17 protein-coding genes and 1 pseudogene are annotated in these 14,609 nt (G+C 51.0%); 16 read left to right on the forward strand and 2 right to left on the reverse strand.

What is annotated here, in order from left to right:
* The first annotated feature begins 53 nt into the window (after positions 1–53).
* The 7 genes from C2I18_RS23420 to C2I18_RS23450 all read left to right on the forward strand — a co-directional run bounded on the left by C2I18_RS23420 (position 54) and on the right by C2I18_RS23450 (position 4,264).
* On the forward strand, positions 54–956 hold the full coding sequence (locus C2I18_RS23420) for an ArsR/SmtB family transcription factor (protein ID WP_249898124.1): 903 nt from the start codon (positions 54–56) through the stop codon (positions 954–956).
* Between the two features lie 128 nt (positions 957–1,084).
* Complete coding sequence (locus C2I18_RS23425; protein WP_249898125.1) at positions 1,085–1,258, forward strand: hypothetical protein; 174 nt, start codon at positions 1,085–1,087, stop codon at positions 1,256–1,258.
* Positions 1,259–1,467: 209 nt separating this feature from the next.
* On the forward strand, positions 1,468–1,656 hold the full coding sequence (locus tag C2I18_RS23430; protein WP_249898126.1) for a hypothetical protein: 189 nt from the start codon (positions 1,468–1,470) through the stop codon (positions 1,654–1,656).
* 197 nt (positions 1,657–1,853) lie between these two features.
* Positions 1,854–2,372 carry a putative ABC transporter permease gene (locus C2I18_RS23435; protein WP_249898127.1) on the forward strand — a complete coding sequence of 173 codons (519 nt, stop codon included), beginning with the start codon at positions 1,854–1,856 and terminating at the stop codon, positions 2,370–2,372.
* 145 nt (positions 2,373–2,517) lie between these two features.
* A complete protein-coding gene (locus C2I18_RS23440) occupies positions 2,518–2,991 on the forward strand; it encodes an NUDIX domain-containing protein (protein WP_249898128.1) in 474 nt (157 codons plus the stop codon).
* A 57-nt stretch (positions 2,992–3,048) separates the two neighbouring features.
* On the forward strand, positions 3,049–3,426 hold the full coding sequence (locus C2I18_RS23445; protein ID WP_249898129.1) for a ribosomal maturation YjgA family protein: 378 nt from the start codon (positions 3,049–3,051) through the stop codon (positions 3,424–3,426).
* 34 nt (positions 3,427–3,460) lie between these two features.
* Positions 3,461–4,264 (forward strand): lipid II flippase Amj family protein, encoded by an 804-nt coding sequence (locus C2I18_RS23450; RefSeq protein ID WP_249898130.1) that lies wholly within the window; start codon positions 3,461–3,463, stop codon positions 4,262–4,264.
* 49 nt (positions 4,265–4,313) lie between these two features.
* Here C2I18_RS23450 and C2I18_RS23455 read toward each other — a convergent pair whose 3' ends face one another.
* Complete coding sequence (locus C2I18_RS23455; protein WP_249898131.1) at positions 4,314–5,120, reverse strand: hypothetical protein; 807 nt, start codon at positions 5,118–5,120, stop codon at positions 4,314–4,316.
* 257 nt (positions 5,121–5,377) lie between these two features.
* Between C2I18_RS23455 and C2I18_RS23460 the strand changes: the two genes are divergently transcribed.
* The 3 genes from C2I18_RS23460 (at position 5,378) to lepB (ending at position 7,257) form a co-directional block, all read left to right on the forward strand.
* Entirely contained in the window at positions 5,378–6,244 is an 867-nt protein-coding gene (locus C2I18_RS23460) for an SDR family oxidoreductase (protein WP_481857835.1), read from the forward strand.
* Between the two features lie 92 nt (positions 6,245–6,336).
* Complete coding sequence (locus C2I18_RS23465) at positions 6,337–6,738, forward strand: DUF4265 domain-containing protein (RefSeq protein ID WP_249898132.1); 402 nt, start codon at positions 6,337–6,339, stop codon at positions 6,736–6,738.
* 21 nt (positions 6,739–6,759) lie between these two features.
* A complete protein-coding gene (lepB, locus tag C2I18_RS23470; protein WP_249898133.1) occupies positions 6,760–7,257 on the forward strand; it encodes a signal peptidase I in 498 nt (165 codons plus the stop codon).
* 3 nt (positions 7,258–7,260) lie between these two features.
* On the opposite strand, the gene C2I18_RS23475 is transcribed toward lepB, so the two are convergent.
* A complete protein-coding gene (locus C2I18_RS23475; RefSeq protein WP_249898134.1) occupies positions 7,261–7,566 on the reverse strand; it encodes a Dabb family protein in 306 nt (101 codons plus the stop codon).
* Positions 7,567–7,810: 244 nt separating this feature from the next.
* Here C2I18_RS23475 and C2I18_RS23480 point away from each other — a divergent pair, with 244 nt between their 5' ends.
* The 6 genes and pseudogenes from C2I18_RS23480 to C2I18_RS23505 all read left to right on the forward strand — a co-directional run bounded on the left by C2I18_RS23480 (position 7,811) and on the right by C2I18_RS23505 (position 14,384).
* On the forward strand, positions 7,811–8,854 hold the full coding sequence (locus tag C2I18_RS23480) for an HD-GYP domain-containing protein (protein WP_342760316.1): 1,044 nt from the start codon (positions 7,811–7,813) through the stop codon (positions 8,852–8,854).
* A gap of 186 nt (positions 8,855–9,040) precedes the next feature.
* On the forward strand, positions 9,041–9,778 hold the full coding sequence (locus C2I18_RS23485) for a GTP pyrophosphokinase (RefSeq protein WP_249898135.1): 738 nt from the start codon (positions 9,041–9,043) through the stop codon (positions 9,776–9,778).
* A 75-nt stretch (positions 9,779–9,853) separates the two neighbouring features.
* Entirely contained in the window at positions 9,854–10,696 is an 843-nt protein-coding gene (locus C2I18_RS23490; protein WP_249898136.1) for a Cof-type HAD-IIB family hydrolase, read from the forward strand.
* On the forward strand, positions 10,697–12,328 hold the full coding sequence (locus C2I18_RS23495; RefSeq protein ID WP_249898137.1) for a glycoside hydrolase family 9 protein: 1,632 nt from the start codon (positions 10,697–10,699) through the stop codon (positions 12,326–12,328).
* Between the two features lie 4 nt (positions 12,329–12,332).
* Positions 12,333–12,887: an SMI1/KNR4 family protein gene (locus C2I18_RS23500; RefSeq protein WP_249898138.1), complete on the forward strand. Its 555-nt coding sequence runs from the start codon at positions 12,333–12,335 to the stop codon at positions 12,885–12,887.
* A 220-nt stretch (positions 12,888–13,107) separates the two neighbouring features.
* Positions 13,108–14,384, forward strand: a pseudogene (locus C2I18_RS23505) (IS110 family RNA-guided transposase).
* Positions 14,385–14,609 lie beyond the last annotated feature (225 nt).

Consider the following 14,609-nt stretch of genomic DNA (forward strand, 5'->3'; position numbering starts at 1 on the left):
ATTATTCAGGATTAATATAATTACTAATTCAAATGTCTTGGAGGATAATACTTATGTATCTGACTACCGATTCTGAATCCCTCAAGGTGTATGAAGCGCTGGCCAGTGAGGTCCGCCTGCGGATTATCGATCTGCTAGGTGTACAGGAGATGCATATCAAAGAACTCGCCGCCAAGCTGTATCTCAGCAGTGCTATTGTCAGTTCGCATGTAGCCAAGCTGCAGAAGGCTGGCATTGTCAGTTCCAGGATGAAGCGGATTGACGGAGGGACCTACAAATACTGCTCGCTCTCGGCTAATTTTCTGCAGGTTAAATTATCGGGTGCCAAAGGCATTGCCAAGAAGGTCGTCGAGGTCTCGGTGCCTGTAGGGCATTATACGGATCTTCAGGCTTCACCCACCTGTGGTATTGCCACAACCGAAAAGCTGATCGGATACTATGATGATCCGCGGTATTTTCTCGACCCCGAGCGGGTGGATGCAGGAATCCTGTGGTTTGCCAAGGGTTACGCCGAATATAAGGTGCCTAACTATCTTTTCAGGGACCAGAAGGTTCAGGAGATTGAAATTTCCATGGAAATCGGTTCGGAGGCACCGCATGTAAATGAGAAATGGCCTTCAGATATTACCTTTTCCCTGAATGGAGTGAAGCTTGGCAAATGGACCAGTCCCGGCGACTTCGGCGTGATGAGAGGCCGGCTTACCCCGGCCTGGTGGAATTCCGATGTGAACCAGTACGGCCTGCTGAAGGTGCTCCGCATCAATGCGGGGGGGACTTATATTGACGGGCAGCAGATTTCGGCGGTTACGCTTAATGATGTGCAGTGGCAGCAGGACCAGTGGACCTTCCGCTTTACAGCAGAAGATATCAGCCGTAGGCGGGGCGGGCTGACCTTGTTCGGGCGCGGGTTCGGGAATTACGAGCAGGATATTGTCTTTCGCGTGTATTACGAGTAAAAATGATGGCTGTGCAAAACCTCCTGCACGAAAAAATGTTTGTAAAACAGGCTAATGGGTAACTATAACTAAGTAACCATTACTGAAGAAGCTTAAGTAGAGCTATCAAACCTATAGGAGGAATTCACATGTCAGATCATACTCAGAACGAAGCGGACATCCGCAATAAGGAAAACAAAGACGGCGATTCCTTGGCAGAACGCAAAAAGATGGAGAATGGCGTAGATATCGAGCCGGAGGCCGATGATTGGGTTGCCAAGCCTGCAGAATCCGCGCACCCCGACCCGCTTCCCAAAAACTAAACTGCAGCGATGCATGTGTTGACAGACCATCCTTACAGGATGGTCTGTTTTTATTTTTTTGCATAATTACCGGGCTTCCGGGTATTGAGAAGCCTTTTGCAAGTAAGGTATACTGTACATAAGTACAACCTGAGCAACTCATAATATTGTCTGAGATCGTCGCAGATTCATCTTGTCTCAAGCAATCCATCTTGCGGGGAGGAATTGAAATGCGCAGTCGGGATGACAGCGGCCGCTACCGGCACAAACGTGCGGACACGCTGACAGGACAATTCGAGAAGAGATACAGCCCGGATTTTGGGGTGCGCAGTGATCTGAGGCTGGAAACCCAAAGAAGGCTGTATGACAAGGAGCCGCTAACGCCCATGATCCGGGAGCAGCAGCTTAAAGAAGAATAAGAGAGCAAGTCTCATCCTTTCAGTATCAGGGCATAACCTTCAGGTTATGCTTTTTGTTTTGCAATTTTACTGCATAACCCCTGCAGGGGGATGGCATACTAGCTTCCGGATGGCCTGAATGGAAATTATTATGGGAGGAGGCGGAGGTTATTACCTTTTTACCGGAACTTCAAGCGGGGGATCCTGCAGCATTTGCTGTGGCGGGGTCCTATGCTTTCTATTTTGTTATTTACTCGTTTCTGGGCTGGGTGCTGGAGGGAAGCTATAATCTATACAGCGCGGGCACCTTCCGGAAGGAAGGGTTCATGAAAGGGCCGTTCAAGCCGATGTACGGCTGTGCGCCGCTGCTTCTGCTGGCGGCCCGGGAGCTTGGATTGCCGGTTCCGGTTCTTCTGGTGCTGGCACTTGTCATCCCCTCAGCCGTTGAGTATATCAGCGGATGGCTGCTGCTGACGTTATTCCACAGACAATGGTGGGACTATTCCGGTATGCCGTATCAATTGCAGGGACATATCTGCCTCAAATTCTCTTTATACTGGTGGGGGCTTGCGGCTGCCTGTATCTTCCTGCTGCATCCGGCTATACAATGGTTCTACTTGCGTATTGAAAAGCTATGGCTGCCGGTCCTGCCTTTGGTTGTACTGCTGTTCCTCAGTGATCTCCTGTGGACTTTCCGGGTCCGGCGGCGGGCGTTAAAGCGGCTGGGGCTCGGTTAAAAGCAGCGGTAATGGAACTGTCCCAAAAGAACATCTTGCGGCCGCACGGCTAAGGGATGTTCTTTTTGATCTGCGCGGACAAGGAATAGATGCACGGAATGTCAAATATAGTGATAAGGGTTTCCTGACCAGAGGAGGATTATGAATGCCAATGTCTGATTATTACCGCCGGCTGCGTGAGAAGCTGGGGCAGGGGCTGTTGATGATTCCGTCAGTGGCCGCTGTTATCAGAAATGACCAGGATGAGATTCTGTTCATCCGTAAAGGCGGAGAGCAGCTGTGGGGACTGCCTGCAGGCGCGGTTGAACCCGGAGAGACTCCGTCCAGGGCGCTGCGGCGGGAGGTGTTCGAGGAGACGGGACTGATGGTTACGCCGAAACGGATTATCGGTGTGTTTGGCGGAGCAAAGTACGCTTATGAATACAGTAACGGTGACAAGGTTGAATATGCAGTGACGGTTTTTGATTGCATTATTGTAAAAGGGGTTCCCCACAGCATCGACGGTGAGGCAGAGGAGTTCAGATTTTTCAGGGAAGAAGAGATTCCTGAAACCGCTATTCCATTTCCGAAGGAAATCTTCCTCAAGGATGGCGGTACTGAAAAAGCAATATTTGAGTAGAAACATCAGGAGCAGGATCGACTGCATACTTCAAGCTTGCGGAGGACAACCATTAAAATGAGAGCAAGACTGATCTGCGGCTGCGCGGTACTGCTGGTCATGGGGCTGGGATCAGCGTCCAGAGCATACAGTGATGTGCTGCCGCTGTTCATTGCACAGCATGCAGGGGACGCGCTTTGGGCAGGGATGATTTATTTCGCCTTTCGCTTCCTGCTGATCCGGCAGGCCGGGTGGTGGTGTCTTATCTTCAGCCTCGTCTTCAGCTTCGGCATAGAATTCAGCCAGCTCTATCAGGCGGAGTGGATCAATGGTCTGCGTTCCACATTGCCGGGAGGGCTGATCCTGGGCAGGGGATTTCTATGGGCCGATCTCCTCAGGTACACTGCAGGAATTATGATCTGTTATGTACTGGACCGCAGTCTGATGCGCAAATAACGTCTGATTTGGAGATGAACCCCGGAACATGACAATGACAAGTAATCTAATCATAGTCTGCCTGCTTACCATGGTTATTAACACCGCAGAAACGTTATCCTACTCCGTGCGTTACGCCGGAGTACGGCTTAACAAGATCGCGATTGCCTTATCCTTAACCGGCATTATTGTTCTCGTATCCCGGACCGCCAACATGATCCAGGCACCGCTGACCGCCAAATTTGTGGACGTAGCCAATAAAGCTGCTGCCTCGGGCGGGAGCTTCCCGCTGCTTAATTATTTGCAGATCATTATGCTGGCCGCTTCGCTTGGAACCTTGATCGCGATCGGACTGTTCCCTACATTCGTCGGACTGTTCGGAAGAATTATTTCCAAGCTGGAAATTGAAGGGTCCTTGCCCAAAGTGCTCAGCAGTGTCACTGTAGGACAGCTTAAGAATACCCGGAAATATATCAGGAAGCCGAAAGTCGGATTGGTAAACTTCCGGTATCTGGGTATTCCTAAGCGGTTTATTATTATGAATATCTTCGTGACCGGGTTCTATACAGTAGGTGTCCTGTCCTCATTGTACGCAGCGCATCTGCTGCCTCAGTTCAGCACGACAGCTTCCCAGGCTTCGGGTCTGATCAACGGGATGGCCACCATCATGCTGACTGTCTTTATCGACCCGCAGCTTGGAATTATCACGCACAAGGCCACAGAAAATGTGGAGTACCGTGACCAGCTGGGGAAAATCTATGTGCTCCTGATGGGTTCGCGGTTTCTGGGGACGCTGCTGGGACAGCTCGTCCTGATTCCGGCTGCCTACCTTATCAGCTGGCTGGTACAGCTGATTTGAGTGACTGGACTGTACCACCGATCAAGCCGCAGACTATAACGGTGAGTCATTATTTCGGCAGCTTGGCCTCGGCAGTCCTGAGAATGGAAGCTATTTGCTTCTCCCAGCGGTAAATCTGCTGTCCCATAGTGCGGATTTCGCCCATCTTGGCATAAGACTTCTTCATTGCCGCAGCCGCCGCAACAGCATCGCCGTTCTTGACAGCCGACTTGTAGCTCTTGTCAGCTTGGGAGCGCACGGACTTCGCCGCACTGACCTTCTTATTCTCTGCGGTAATCTGCTTCTTAAGCGCAGCTGCCGGAAGAAGGGCATCCTTGGCTGGTTTGACCTTGGCCGCTGCAGCGGCCCGTGCTTTGCTGAGCGCTGTGGTCTTCGCCTTTACCTCAGCCTTGGCAGCTTCAGCAGCAACCTTGAGCTTGTTGCGCTTGATGTCCAGCAGTGTTGCAGACTTCAGGTTCTTGGCTTTGCGGGCTTCCGAAGCCTGCTTTCCGAGCGATGAATACTGCGTCAGCAGCGGAGCATGCTTCTTCTGTACAGCCTCGGCTTCTGATTTCAGCTTGTTCAGCAGCTCCAGATCGGTGGACTGCAGCTGCTTGTTAATTGCGGCAAGATCAATATTGTTCTGTTTGCGGAGCGCCTGGGTTGCTGCGTTTTCAGACTTTAGCGTAACCTGAAGCTCCGTGTAGTTGCTGTACAGGGAATGGATTTCATCCAGGGCAGAATCCCAGGCTTCCGCCGCAGCCTGCGGCGCGTAGCCTGAAAAGAGCATCAATACAATCAGCAGCCCTGTCCAACAGCCCGTCCTGCCTGCCCTGCCCACCCTGTGTTCAGCGTATAACCTGTTCAGAAAATTCACTATTAGATCATCTCCTTAATTACACTCGTTAATCAGACGAAAAAAAGCACCCCCAAGAAAGGCAGATATGCCTGTCCTGCGAGGTGCTTCGCCCGCTCAACGCGTATTATTTGTTCCTAACTATAACTTGAAATTAATGGATGGTCAAGTGGGAACAGAACCTTCGTTCGCATTGATCACGAATAGGGCAGCGTTTAGAGATTTATTACATTATACGGTATAATTGTTGTGGATTCCGTAACAAAAGGAGGCATAAATTGAGTATAAACTCCAGTCATACCAGCGGCAGGACCGCATTAGTTACCGGAACCTCCAGCGGCTTCGGATTGCTGACTGCTGTAACGCTGGCGGGTAAAGGTTATCAGGTCATCGCAACCATGAGAGACCTTAGCCGGAAGAATGAACTGCTCAGCCAGGCTGAACAGGCAGGCGTACATAAGCAAATTCACCTCATGACAATGGATGTGACAGACTCCGTATCCGTCCAGTCGGCCGTTGCTTCCATTACAGAAGCCTATGGCAGAATTGATGTGCTGGTCAATAATGCAGGATTCGCCGTCGGCGGCTTTATTGAAGAGGTAAGCATGGAAGAGTGGCGCCGGCAGATGGAGACCAACTTCTTCGGCCTGGTGGCGGTAACGAAGGCTGTACTGCCCGTGATGCGGGAGCAAAGAGAGGGCCTGATTATTAATGTCAGCAGTGTAAGCGGCCTGTCCGGATTTCCCGGATACGGACCCTATGCCGCTTCAAAGTGGGCCGTGGAGGGCTTCAGTGAAAGCTTGCGCCAGGAGATGTCTCCCTTTGGGGTCAGAGTAGTTCTGGTTGAACCGGGATCCTTCCGTACCCCCATCTGGGAAAAAGGAATAGGAGGTATTCAGGTCAATGAAGCATCCCCGTATAAAGAAAAGCTTGAAGAGGTGCTGCGATATTCCCGCCGGACTGCAGAGACTGCGCCGGATCCCCGGCAGGTAGCTGATCTGATCGGGCGTATCACCGCAATCTCTGCACCCAAGCTGCGGTATCCCGTCGGCAAAGGCTCCCGTATGCTGATGATCGGCAAGGCTCTGCTTCCCTGGAAGATGCTGGAGCGGATCATTGCCAGAGGGCTGAAAGGCGCCAATTAGGCCGCGCCCTGCAGACACTGGCGCATTGCCAAATTTCATGAGTTTGAATAAAATGAAGGTCCGGTCTATTTTTCAAAAAGCGAGGTGTAATTATGCCGGATAAAGTAGGACTGCATTTATGCTTCGATGAGCATGGACGTGAAATTGAAATTATTGATGTGACTCCGCTGTCACGGGATCAGTACCGTATTGAGGAAACACCGATTTTTAACCCCGGTATTGCCCTGGGTGATATTATCAGAGTGAAGGAAAAGCAGGGCGTATCTTATTATGTGGAAACTGTGCAGAAATCCGGCTACCGGAGACATGCCTGGCTGCTCAGCAGAGAGGCGGCCTTTTCCCGGGATATCAAAGACTTTACACAGCTGGTAACAGAGCATGGAGGAAGATGGGAGCAGATTTTCGGAGGTCTTTTTGTAATTCATATGCCGCGTAATACTATTATTGATGTTGAACTGGAAATGTCCCGGATTATAGAACGATTTGATCACTAATACATACAGGTGAGGTGGCAAATGAAGAAATTTCTGAAGCAATGGGTACCCAGTATCCTGATCGGGGTGGTACTCTCTCTGTTTATCCGGACGTATGTTGCCGAAGCGATGCGGGTGCCGACAGAGTCCATGGTGCCTACCATCGAGGTGAATGACCGTCTTGTAGTCGAAAAAATGCTCTGGCTGACTTCGCTTAAGCACGGGGATATCGTGGTATTTACACCGCCGGTACAGGATGAGCTCCACAAAAGATACGTTAAACGGCTGATCGGTCTGCCTGGTGACACGCTGGAGATCAAAGACGGTTCCCTGATCCGCAATGGCGAGATTATCGGGGAACCGTACCTGAAAGAACCGATGACCTATACCTTTGGTCCCGTCACTGTTCCGGAGGAGCATTATTTCTTTCTCGGGGACAACCGTAATGTCAGCTATGACGCCCATTTGTGGCCGACTCCATTCGTAGCCAAGGACAAGCTGATAGGCAAGGTTATCGCTGACGTTAATGATTTGTTCTAGGCATTACTTGAAGATTGGATAATCTACTACTACAACTTCTTCTATAATTCCTTCAAGCAGCCCTACAAAATGGCGGTGCGCCGGGTGCGGGCCATATGCCCGCAGGGCTTCCTGATCTGTAAAGGTCACGCGAAGCCCCAGCGTATAGCCGTGAATATTCTCCGTTTCTTCCGTGACGTTTACGCCAGCCGTAATATCCACAATCCCCGGAATTTGCTCTTTTAATGCAAGCAGTGTCCCTACCAGATGCTCTCCGTTTTGCGGATCGTATTGCCCGTTGAATTTAAACGCAACCAGATGCTCGAACATGGACTTCCTCCCTTTAGATAAATTTCCTCCTAAAATATCATATAGATCTTATTCCCTAATGTACATTGTTTGCGTATCGGATGGTTCTCCCGGCCTCTGAAGGGCGGCTTGAGCGGCTAAAGTCAGGGATTCTTTTGAACTAGGTGGATAAGGCGATTGTGACTTTCACCATATTGTAACACTGTACGCTTTTGAATATGATCAAGATAGTTAAAAGGAAATATTTCCTGTGCATGAAAAAGGGGTGCTGAGTTTGAAAGTCCATGTCACTGATTTACAGCACGGCGATTGTCTTACGACAGACACTTTCAATAGTGTGGGCCTGCATATCCTCCCAAAGGGAACGGTAATCCGCCGTGAGGAAATCTCGCTTCTTATACGGCAAAGAATAGATTATGTGGATATTGACATCCAGAATATTTTCCATCCGGCTGACGGAAAAGTTCCGGGGCACGGATTGGATGAGGAGTTTGATCAGGCGATCCTGAGTTACGAGTCTATATTTCTGGAAACGCTGAAGCGCGGAAGCTTTACTCCGTCCATGGTGGATGATACGCTGCGGCCGCTGCTGGAGACACTGGACCGGGAAAAGGATGTCGTAGCGCTTCTGCTCCTGCTGGACCGTGATGACATTGATACCTACCATCATTCACTCCAAGTCGGGCTGCTGTCCTATTACATAGCTTCATGGCTGGGTTATTCCAGGGAAGAACGCTATAGAATCAGCCGCGCAGGCTACCTGCATGATATCGGCAAAAGCCAGGTGTCCCTGTCCATCTTAAATTATGCCGGGTATCTGACTGCTGCGGAAGAGGAGGAGCTGAGACGCCATACCTCCTACGGTTATGATATTATCCGCGGGTCCATGAAGGATGAAGGCACGGCACTGGCCGCACTGCAGCATCATGAATACGAAGACGGGAGCGGATATCCGAACAGAATCAGCTATAAGGACATCCATCCGTATACCGAAATTGTATCTGTAGCGAACCTGTACCTGAATCTTACCACCTCAAGACTGAACCGGCCCAAGCAAGGACTGGTCAGCGTGCTGCGCCAGGTGCATGAAATGGGTTTTGGCAAGCTGAACGGAAATGTGGTGCAGGCGCTGACGACACATATGCTGCCAGGCTTTTTAGGCAAAAATGTGCAGCTCAGCAACGGGGAAAAAGGTATGATTGTGATGAACAATCCGCTTGATCTGTTCAACCCGCTGGTTAAGGTTAATGATACCTTCCGAGATTTGTCACGGGAGCGCAGCCTGACAGTTGATGAGGTTTTTGCCTGACTTGTAGTGCCCTATTGCGAAAACAGGTTATCCTTCGGGTTCCGGAAAGGACAGGAGGGTAGCCTTTTTGGGCTGTGTGCCATATTTGAATTCCGCCCATAGATTGGCTATGATTAATGAAAGATTGCTATACTCCTTCAACCGGGAAAGCCTCCGGGTGAAGAGAGCAGAAGAGGAGAATTGATTATGAGTACCGGCAGCAAGATCGAAAATTTCAAACAGCTTAAGTATGATCTGACCCGTTTTATGATGATTTACAAGTTCGCTCTGGAGGAAATGGAGACCAAAATTGAAATCCTCAAGCAGGAATTTCAGATGCTCCATGACTACAGCCCTATTGAGCATACCAAATCACGCCTTAAATCTCCTGAAAGCATCATGAACAAGGTGATACGCAAAAACTGCGGGATCTCCTTTGATAATATAAAATCAAGCATCAAAGATATAGCGGGATTACGTATTACCTGTTCGTTTATCTCGGACATTTACCAGGTCAGCGAAATGCTGCAGAAGCAGGATGACCTGAAGGTACTGGGCGTGAAGGATTATATCAAGAACCCGAAGCCTAACGGCTACCAGAGCCTGCATCTGCTGGTGGAGGTTCCTGTATTTTTGTCAGATTGCCAGGAGCATGTCTGCGTTGAGGTGCAGATCCGCACGATTGCGATGGACTTCTGGGCCAGTCTTGAACATAAAATTTTCTACAAGTACAGCCAGTCGGTTCCCGAGCATTTGACCAGGGAGCTGAAGCATGCGGCGGATAAAGCTTATGAGCTGGACCTGCAGATGGAGCGGCTGCACCGGGAAATTAATGAAATTAAGGATGCCCAGGCTGATGATACCGATGAAGAGCTCAAGCAGATCATCCTCAATAACCAGCAGTTTAATCTCCCGGCTAATTTCATCAAGCTGTTAGGCGAATAAATCATTGCAGAGGCTGGCGGCAGCGTATAGCATGTACTTAATACTACTCGGTTTGAGATGGGAGGGTACATGTCTATGGCTGCATTTGTCACAGACCTGGACGGGACGCTGCTGACGTCGGAACAAAGGCTAACGGACTATACAGTTCGTGTTCTTACGGAAGCAATGGAACAGGGGGTGATTGTCAGCTTCGCGACTGCAAGAGGTTATGTAAGCGCCGCCAGTGTTGTGTCGGAGATTGCCTGGAGGTTCCCGGTTATTCTTTATAACGGAGCTCTTATTTACGATACAATGAACCGGCAGGTTGTTGACGGGTACTGGCTGGATGCAGTTATTTCCGGGGAAATCATCGAGACCGGCCGAAGGAGCGGGATTACGCCTTTCCATTTCACAATGAACGATAGGGATGAAGAAAGGGTATTTCATGAGCCGCCGGCAAGGGCAGGTGATGTTTGCTTTTATAACAGCCGTTTGGGTGACAAAAGATTCCGGGAAACTGATAAGCTTGAGGTAATGGACGGGCACCGGACGCTGGTCATTACTTATATTGGACTGCTGGAGGAGCTTCAGCCGGTGTACAATGCAGTACACGAGAGATTTGGAGCAGAGATTCAGATTCATTTCATCAGGGACTTGTACATAGAGGATCATTATTTTCTGGAGTTCAGCCATCCCAAAGGCAACAAAAGCGACGGTTTGAAACTGTGGGCACGGCACCTGGGTCTGGAGACTAAAGACATCCTTGTATTTGGCGACCATTTGAATGACCTGGGGTTATTCGCTGCTGCCGGAACCCGTGTTGCAGTGCAGAATGCCCACGAAGAGCTTAAAATGCTGGCGGATACAGTCACTGCTTCCAACAATGAGAATGGTGTGGCTGTGTTTCTGGAGAAAACTCTAAAAAGGGAGAGATGTTAAATGAGTGAACACAATCTTCGGACGGTTACAGTGAATCAGATCGGATATGCTGCGGACAGCCGGAAAACCGCAATGTTTACCGGTGAAGGGCAAAAATTCCGGGTCATTCATGAGGATACCGGTGAAGTGGTATTTACAGGTCAGACTGGGGAGAAGAGAGCAGACCCGGCAAGCGGCGTTAAGGTGCATGCCGGCGATTTCTCGGAGGTGACTGCAGCCGGAAGATACCGTATCGAAGCGGAAGACGGTGGGGTGTCGGCAGCCTTTGTCATTGGCGATAAGCCGTATCATGAGCTGCAGCAGGGATTATTGAAAGCCTTTTATTTCTACCGCTGCGGAACGGAGCTGGATGAGGCATTTGCCGGTCCTTGGGGACACAAGGCCTGTCACCTCTCAGAAGGGATTGTATACGGACAGCCTGGACTTACGCTGGACAGCTGCGGCGGCTGGCATGACGCGGGAGATTACGGTAAATATTCGGGACCGGGAGCCAAGGCTGTTGCCGATTTACTATTGGCTTATGAGCTGTATCCTTCAGCGTTCAGCAGCAGCGTGCCGATTCCGGAGAGTGACGGGGTTACGCCTGACGTGCTGCTGGAATGCAGAGTAGAGCTGGACTGGCTGTTCAAAATGCAGGAGTCCGGCACCGGCGGAGTCTATCATAAGCTGACTACTTTGAGCTTTCCGGGCCTTGATGTCATGCCGGAGGATGATACGGCAGAGCTGTATTTCTCGCCGGTGTCTGCAACGGCTACAGGGGATTTCGCCGGTGTGATGGCGATGGCGGCGCGGATCTACAAGCCGTTCGACGAAGCTTATGCGAACCGGTGTCTGGAAGCAGCCCGCCGTGCCTGGGAATGGCTGGAGAGCCATCCGCAGGTCCCCGGCTTTAAGAATCCGCCGGAGATTTCAACCGGGGAATACGGGGATGATACCGATACCGATGAGCGTTACTGGGCGGCAGCGGAGCTGTACCGGACAACCGGGGAAGAGGTATACCACCAGGCGCTTCAGGCGCTCGCACAGCTGTCCTTTCCGAAGTACAGCCTGGGCTGGGGAGATATGGGCGGCTATGGCACATTTGCCTATCTGCTCAACGGGGAAGCAGCGGCGGAGACTGCACTGTATGCTTCCCTCAAGGAAGGGCTGCTGGCCGAAGCAGAGCGGCTGCTGCACCAGAGCCGTGAGGACGGCTACCGCATCTCCCTGCTGGAAGAAGATTATATCTGGGGCAGCAATATGCTCGTGATGAATAATGCCATGCTGCTCCTGGCGGCAGAGCATTTCAGCGGTGACGATGCTTATGCAGATTGTGCGCTCGATCATCTGCATTATCTGATGGGCCGCAATGTGCTGGATATCAGCTATGTGACCGGTTTTGGCGACCGTCCGGTCATGAACCCGCATCACCGCCCGTCGGTGGGCGACAATTTGGAAGCACCGGTGCCCGGTCTGGTGTCGGGCGGTCCGGACCGCGGACTCCATGATGAGTACGTGGCTGAGCATCTGCAGGGCCGGCCTGCCGCCCAGTGCTTTGCAGACCATGACCTCAGCTACTCGACCAATGAGGTGACCATTTATTGGAACTCGCCGGCTGTGTTCGTAACTGCGAGGTTTAACCAGCAGGCGTGAACCAATGGGCTCAGCTATTATAGAGCTGCTTAAGCGGTATAGGGTGCGGGTGGATAGGGGATTATCTCCGCAGGAATTATCGGAAATTGAACAGCGGTATCAAATTGTATTCCCGGATGACTTGCGTCAATTGTATGCTGCAGGACTGCCGGTTGGTGATCGCTTCTTGAACTGGCGCGACGGCTCATCAGCAAATGTTGAACGAATCCGCAGATCCTTGAATTGGCCGCTGGAAGGCATGATTTTTGATGTTATGCATAACTCTTTTTGGTATCCCGCATGGGGGGATAAACCGGACTTACCCGAGGATAGAGTAAGAATTTGTGAGCGGGAGTATTCAAAAATTCCAACATTAATTCCGATTTATTCTCACAGGTATCTCCCCTCCAATCCGCCGGAGGCTGGTAATCCTGTATTCTCAGTGTATCAGACCGATATTGTCTATTATGGAGAGAATCTTCTGGAATATTTCAAGGTGGAGTTCGGGGACAAGCCTCACGGGGCGATAGAGTTTGACCAAATAAAACCTATCGATTTCTGGAGCGATGTGATGGGCTGAGCAGGTTACAACCTATCACCTTGCGTACCCGGAGATATCAATTACTTGGAAAAGCTAATGCTAACGGACCCTGGTTCCGTTATTTTGTACTAAAGGTGTGTTTGGGAATTCTAAACATTCCTGTAAACGCTAAGTTTTTGGCTTAGACAAAAACAAGGGCGCCTCGTATGATGGGGGTATAAGGGGTCCGAAGCCCAAAACCCATCAGGAGGCGCTTACTATGAAGTCTAACCGAAACCATACAACGAATCAACGTATTGAACGAATTACTATGCAACATGCCGTGGTCGGAATCGATATCGCTAAGGATACGCATGCCGCACAAATGACTGACTTTCGTGGACGTTCCCTGACTCCGCGTCACCTGTCTTTTCCAAACACGCTGGAAGGCTTTGAGAAACTCTTGCGCTGGGTCAAAGAGGTTCAGTCAAAACATCGGCTGACGTCCCTCCTCATCGGTCTGGAGCCCACCGGACATTACTGGTTTAACCTCGCGAATTGGCTGCTTCAGCAAGGGATTGAGGTGGTACTGGTTAATCCCGTAACGACTCACCGCAATAAGGAAAATCGGGACAATAGCCCATCCAAGAACGATCCAAAGGATGCGCTTGTCATTGCAGACGTCGTCAGCCGAGGGTATTATACAGACTACGTGACTCAGGCCGCAGCGTTTGAGCGGCTAAAGACACTGATGAGCGACAGAGAATACTGGGTGAAGCAACTGACAAGTCTGGGTAACCGGATCGTCCGCTGGATTGACCTGTACTTTCCGGAATTCCGCCAAGTCTTCCCGGACTGGACGGTGCTTCGGTCGCTGGCATCACTCCGCGCTTGTCCATTGCCGTGCGACCTAAAGAGACTGAGCGTCGACGAAGTCATTGACCATTGGCGCGAACAAGGGATGAAGCGTGCCTCCGGTGTCAGCGGCAGAGCGAAGGCAGCAGCCTTGCTGGCAGCAGCAAAGCGAAGCATTGGGGATACGAGGGCAACGGAAGAAGCCCGGCAAGACAGCTGCCGCCTGCTTCAAACCTACGAGTACGTGAGCGCTATGCTAGGTGAAATGGATGAGGCCATCCAATCGGTCTTGACGGAAATCCCCTTGGCCGAGCAACTACGGAGCATCTGCGGGCTTGGAAACATGACGCTGGCAGCCGTCCTGGCCTCGGCTGGCGACCTGCGCCTCTATGCGCATGGCAAGCAATTATTGCGACGAGCCGGCCTGAATCTGGCCGAGTGCACCTCTGGTAAATTCAAAGGGCAAATCAAGCTCTCCAAGCGTGCGACAGTATGCTCCGTAAACATTTATACTGGGGGATGCTGGGCCTGGTGCGGCAAAATCCTGATTTCAAGCGGTGGCATGCGAACAACCAGGCGCGAGGGATGAAGAAACAGGCTTCGCTGTTTAAGCTGATTGGCAAGTTGGCCCGCATTCTGATTGGCATGGTGCAGCGAGAAGAAACCTACCGCAGTCCACTTCCAGCCCCGGCTGCCGCGTAAACCCGAACCACGGGCATTGACTTATTCGCAGGATTGTACAGCATAACGTGCACAAAGAGAACCGAATACGCGGTCCGGAAGGGCTTTGACCCGTTAACTAAACGCTATCGGTCTCCACGCCATGGACAGGTGTAACGAAGGAATGTAAGGGCATAGACCCGTTGAGATCTGGGAGGGTGAACCTCCGTGGGCCAAGTGGAGTGTGCAGGAATCGATGTGTCCAAA

Source organism: Paenibacillus sp. PK3_47 (genome assembly GCF_023520895.1).
Classification (GTDB): domain Bacteria; phylum Bacillota; class Bacilli; order Paenibacillales; family Paenibacillaceae; genus Paenibacillus_AQ.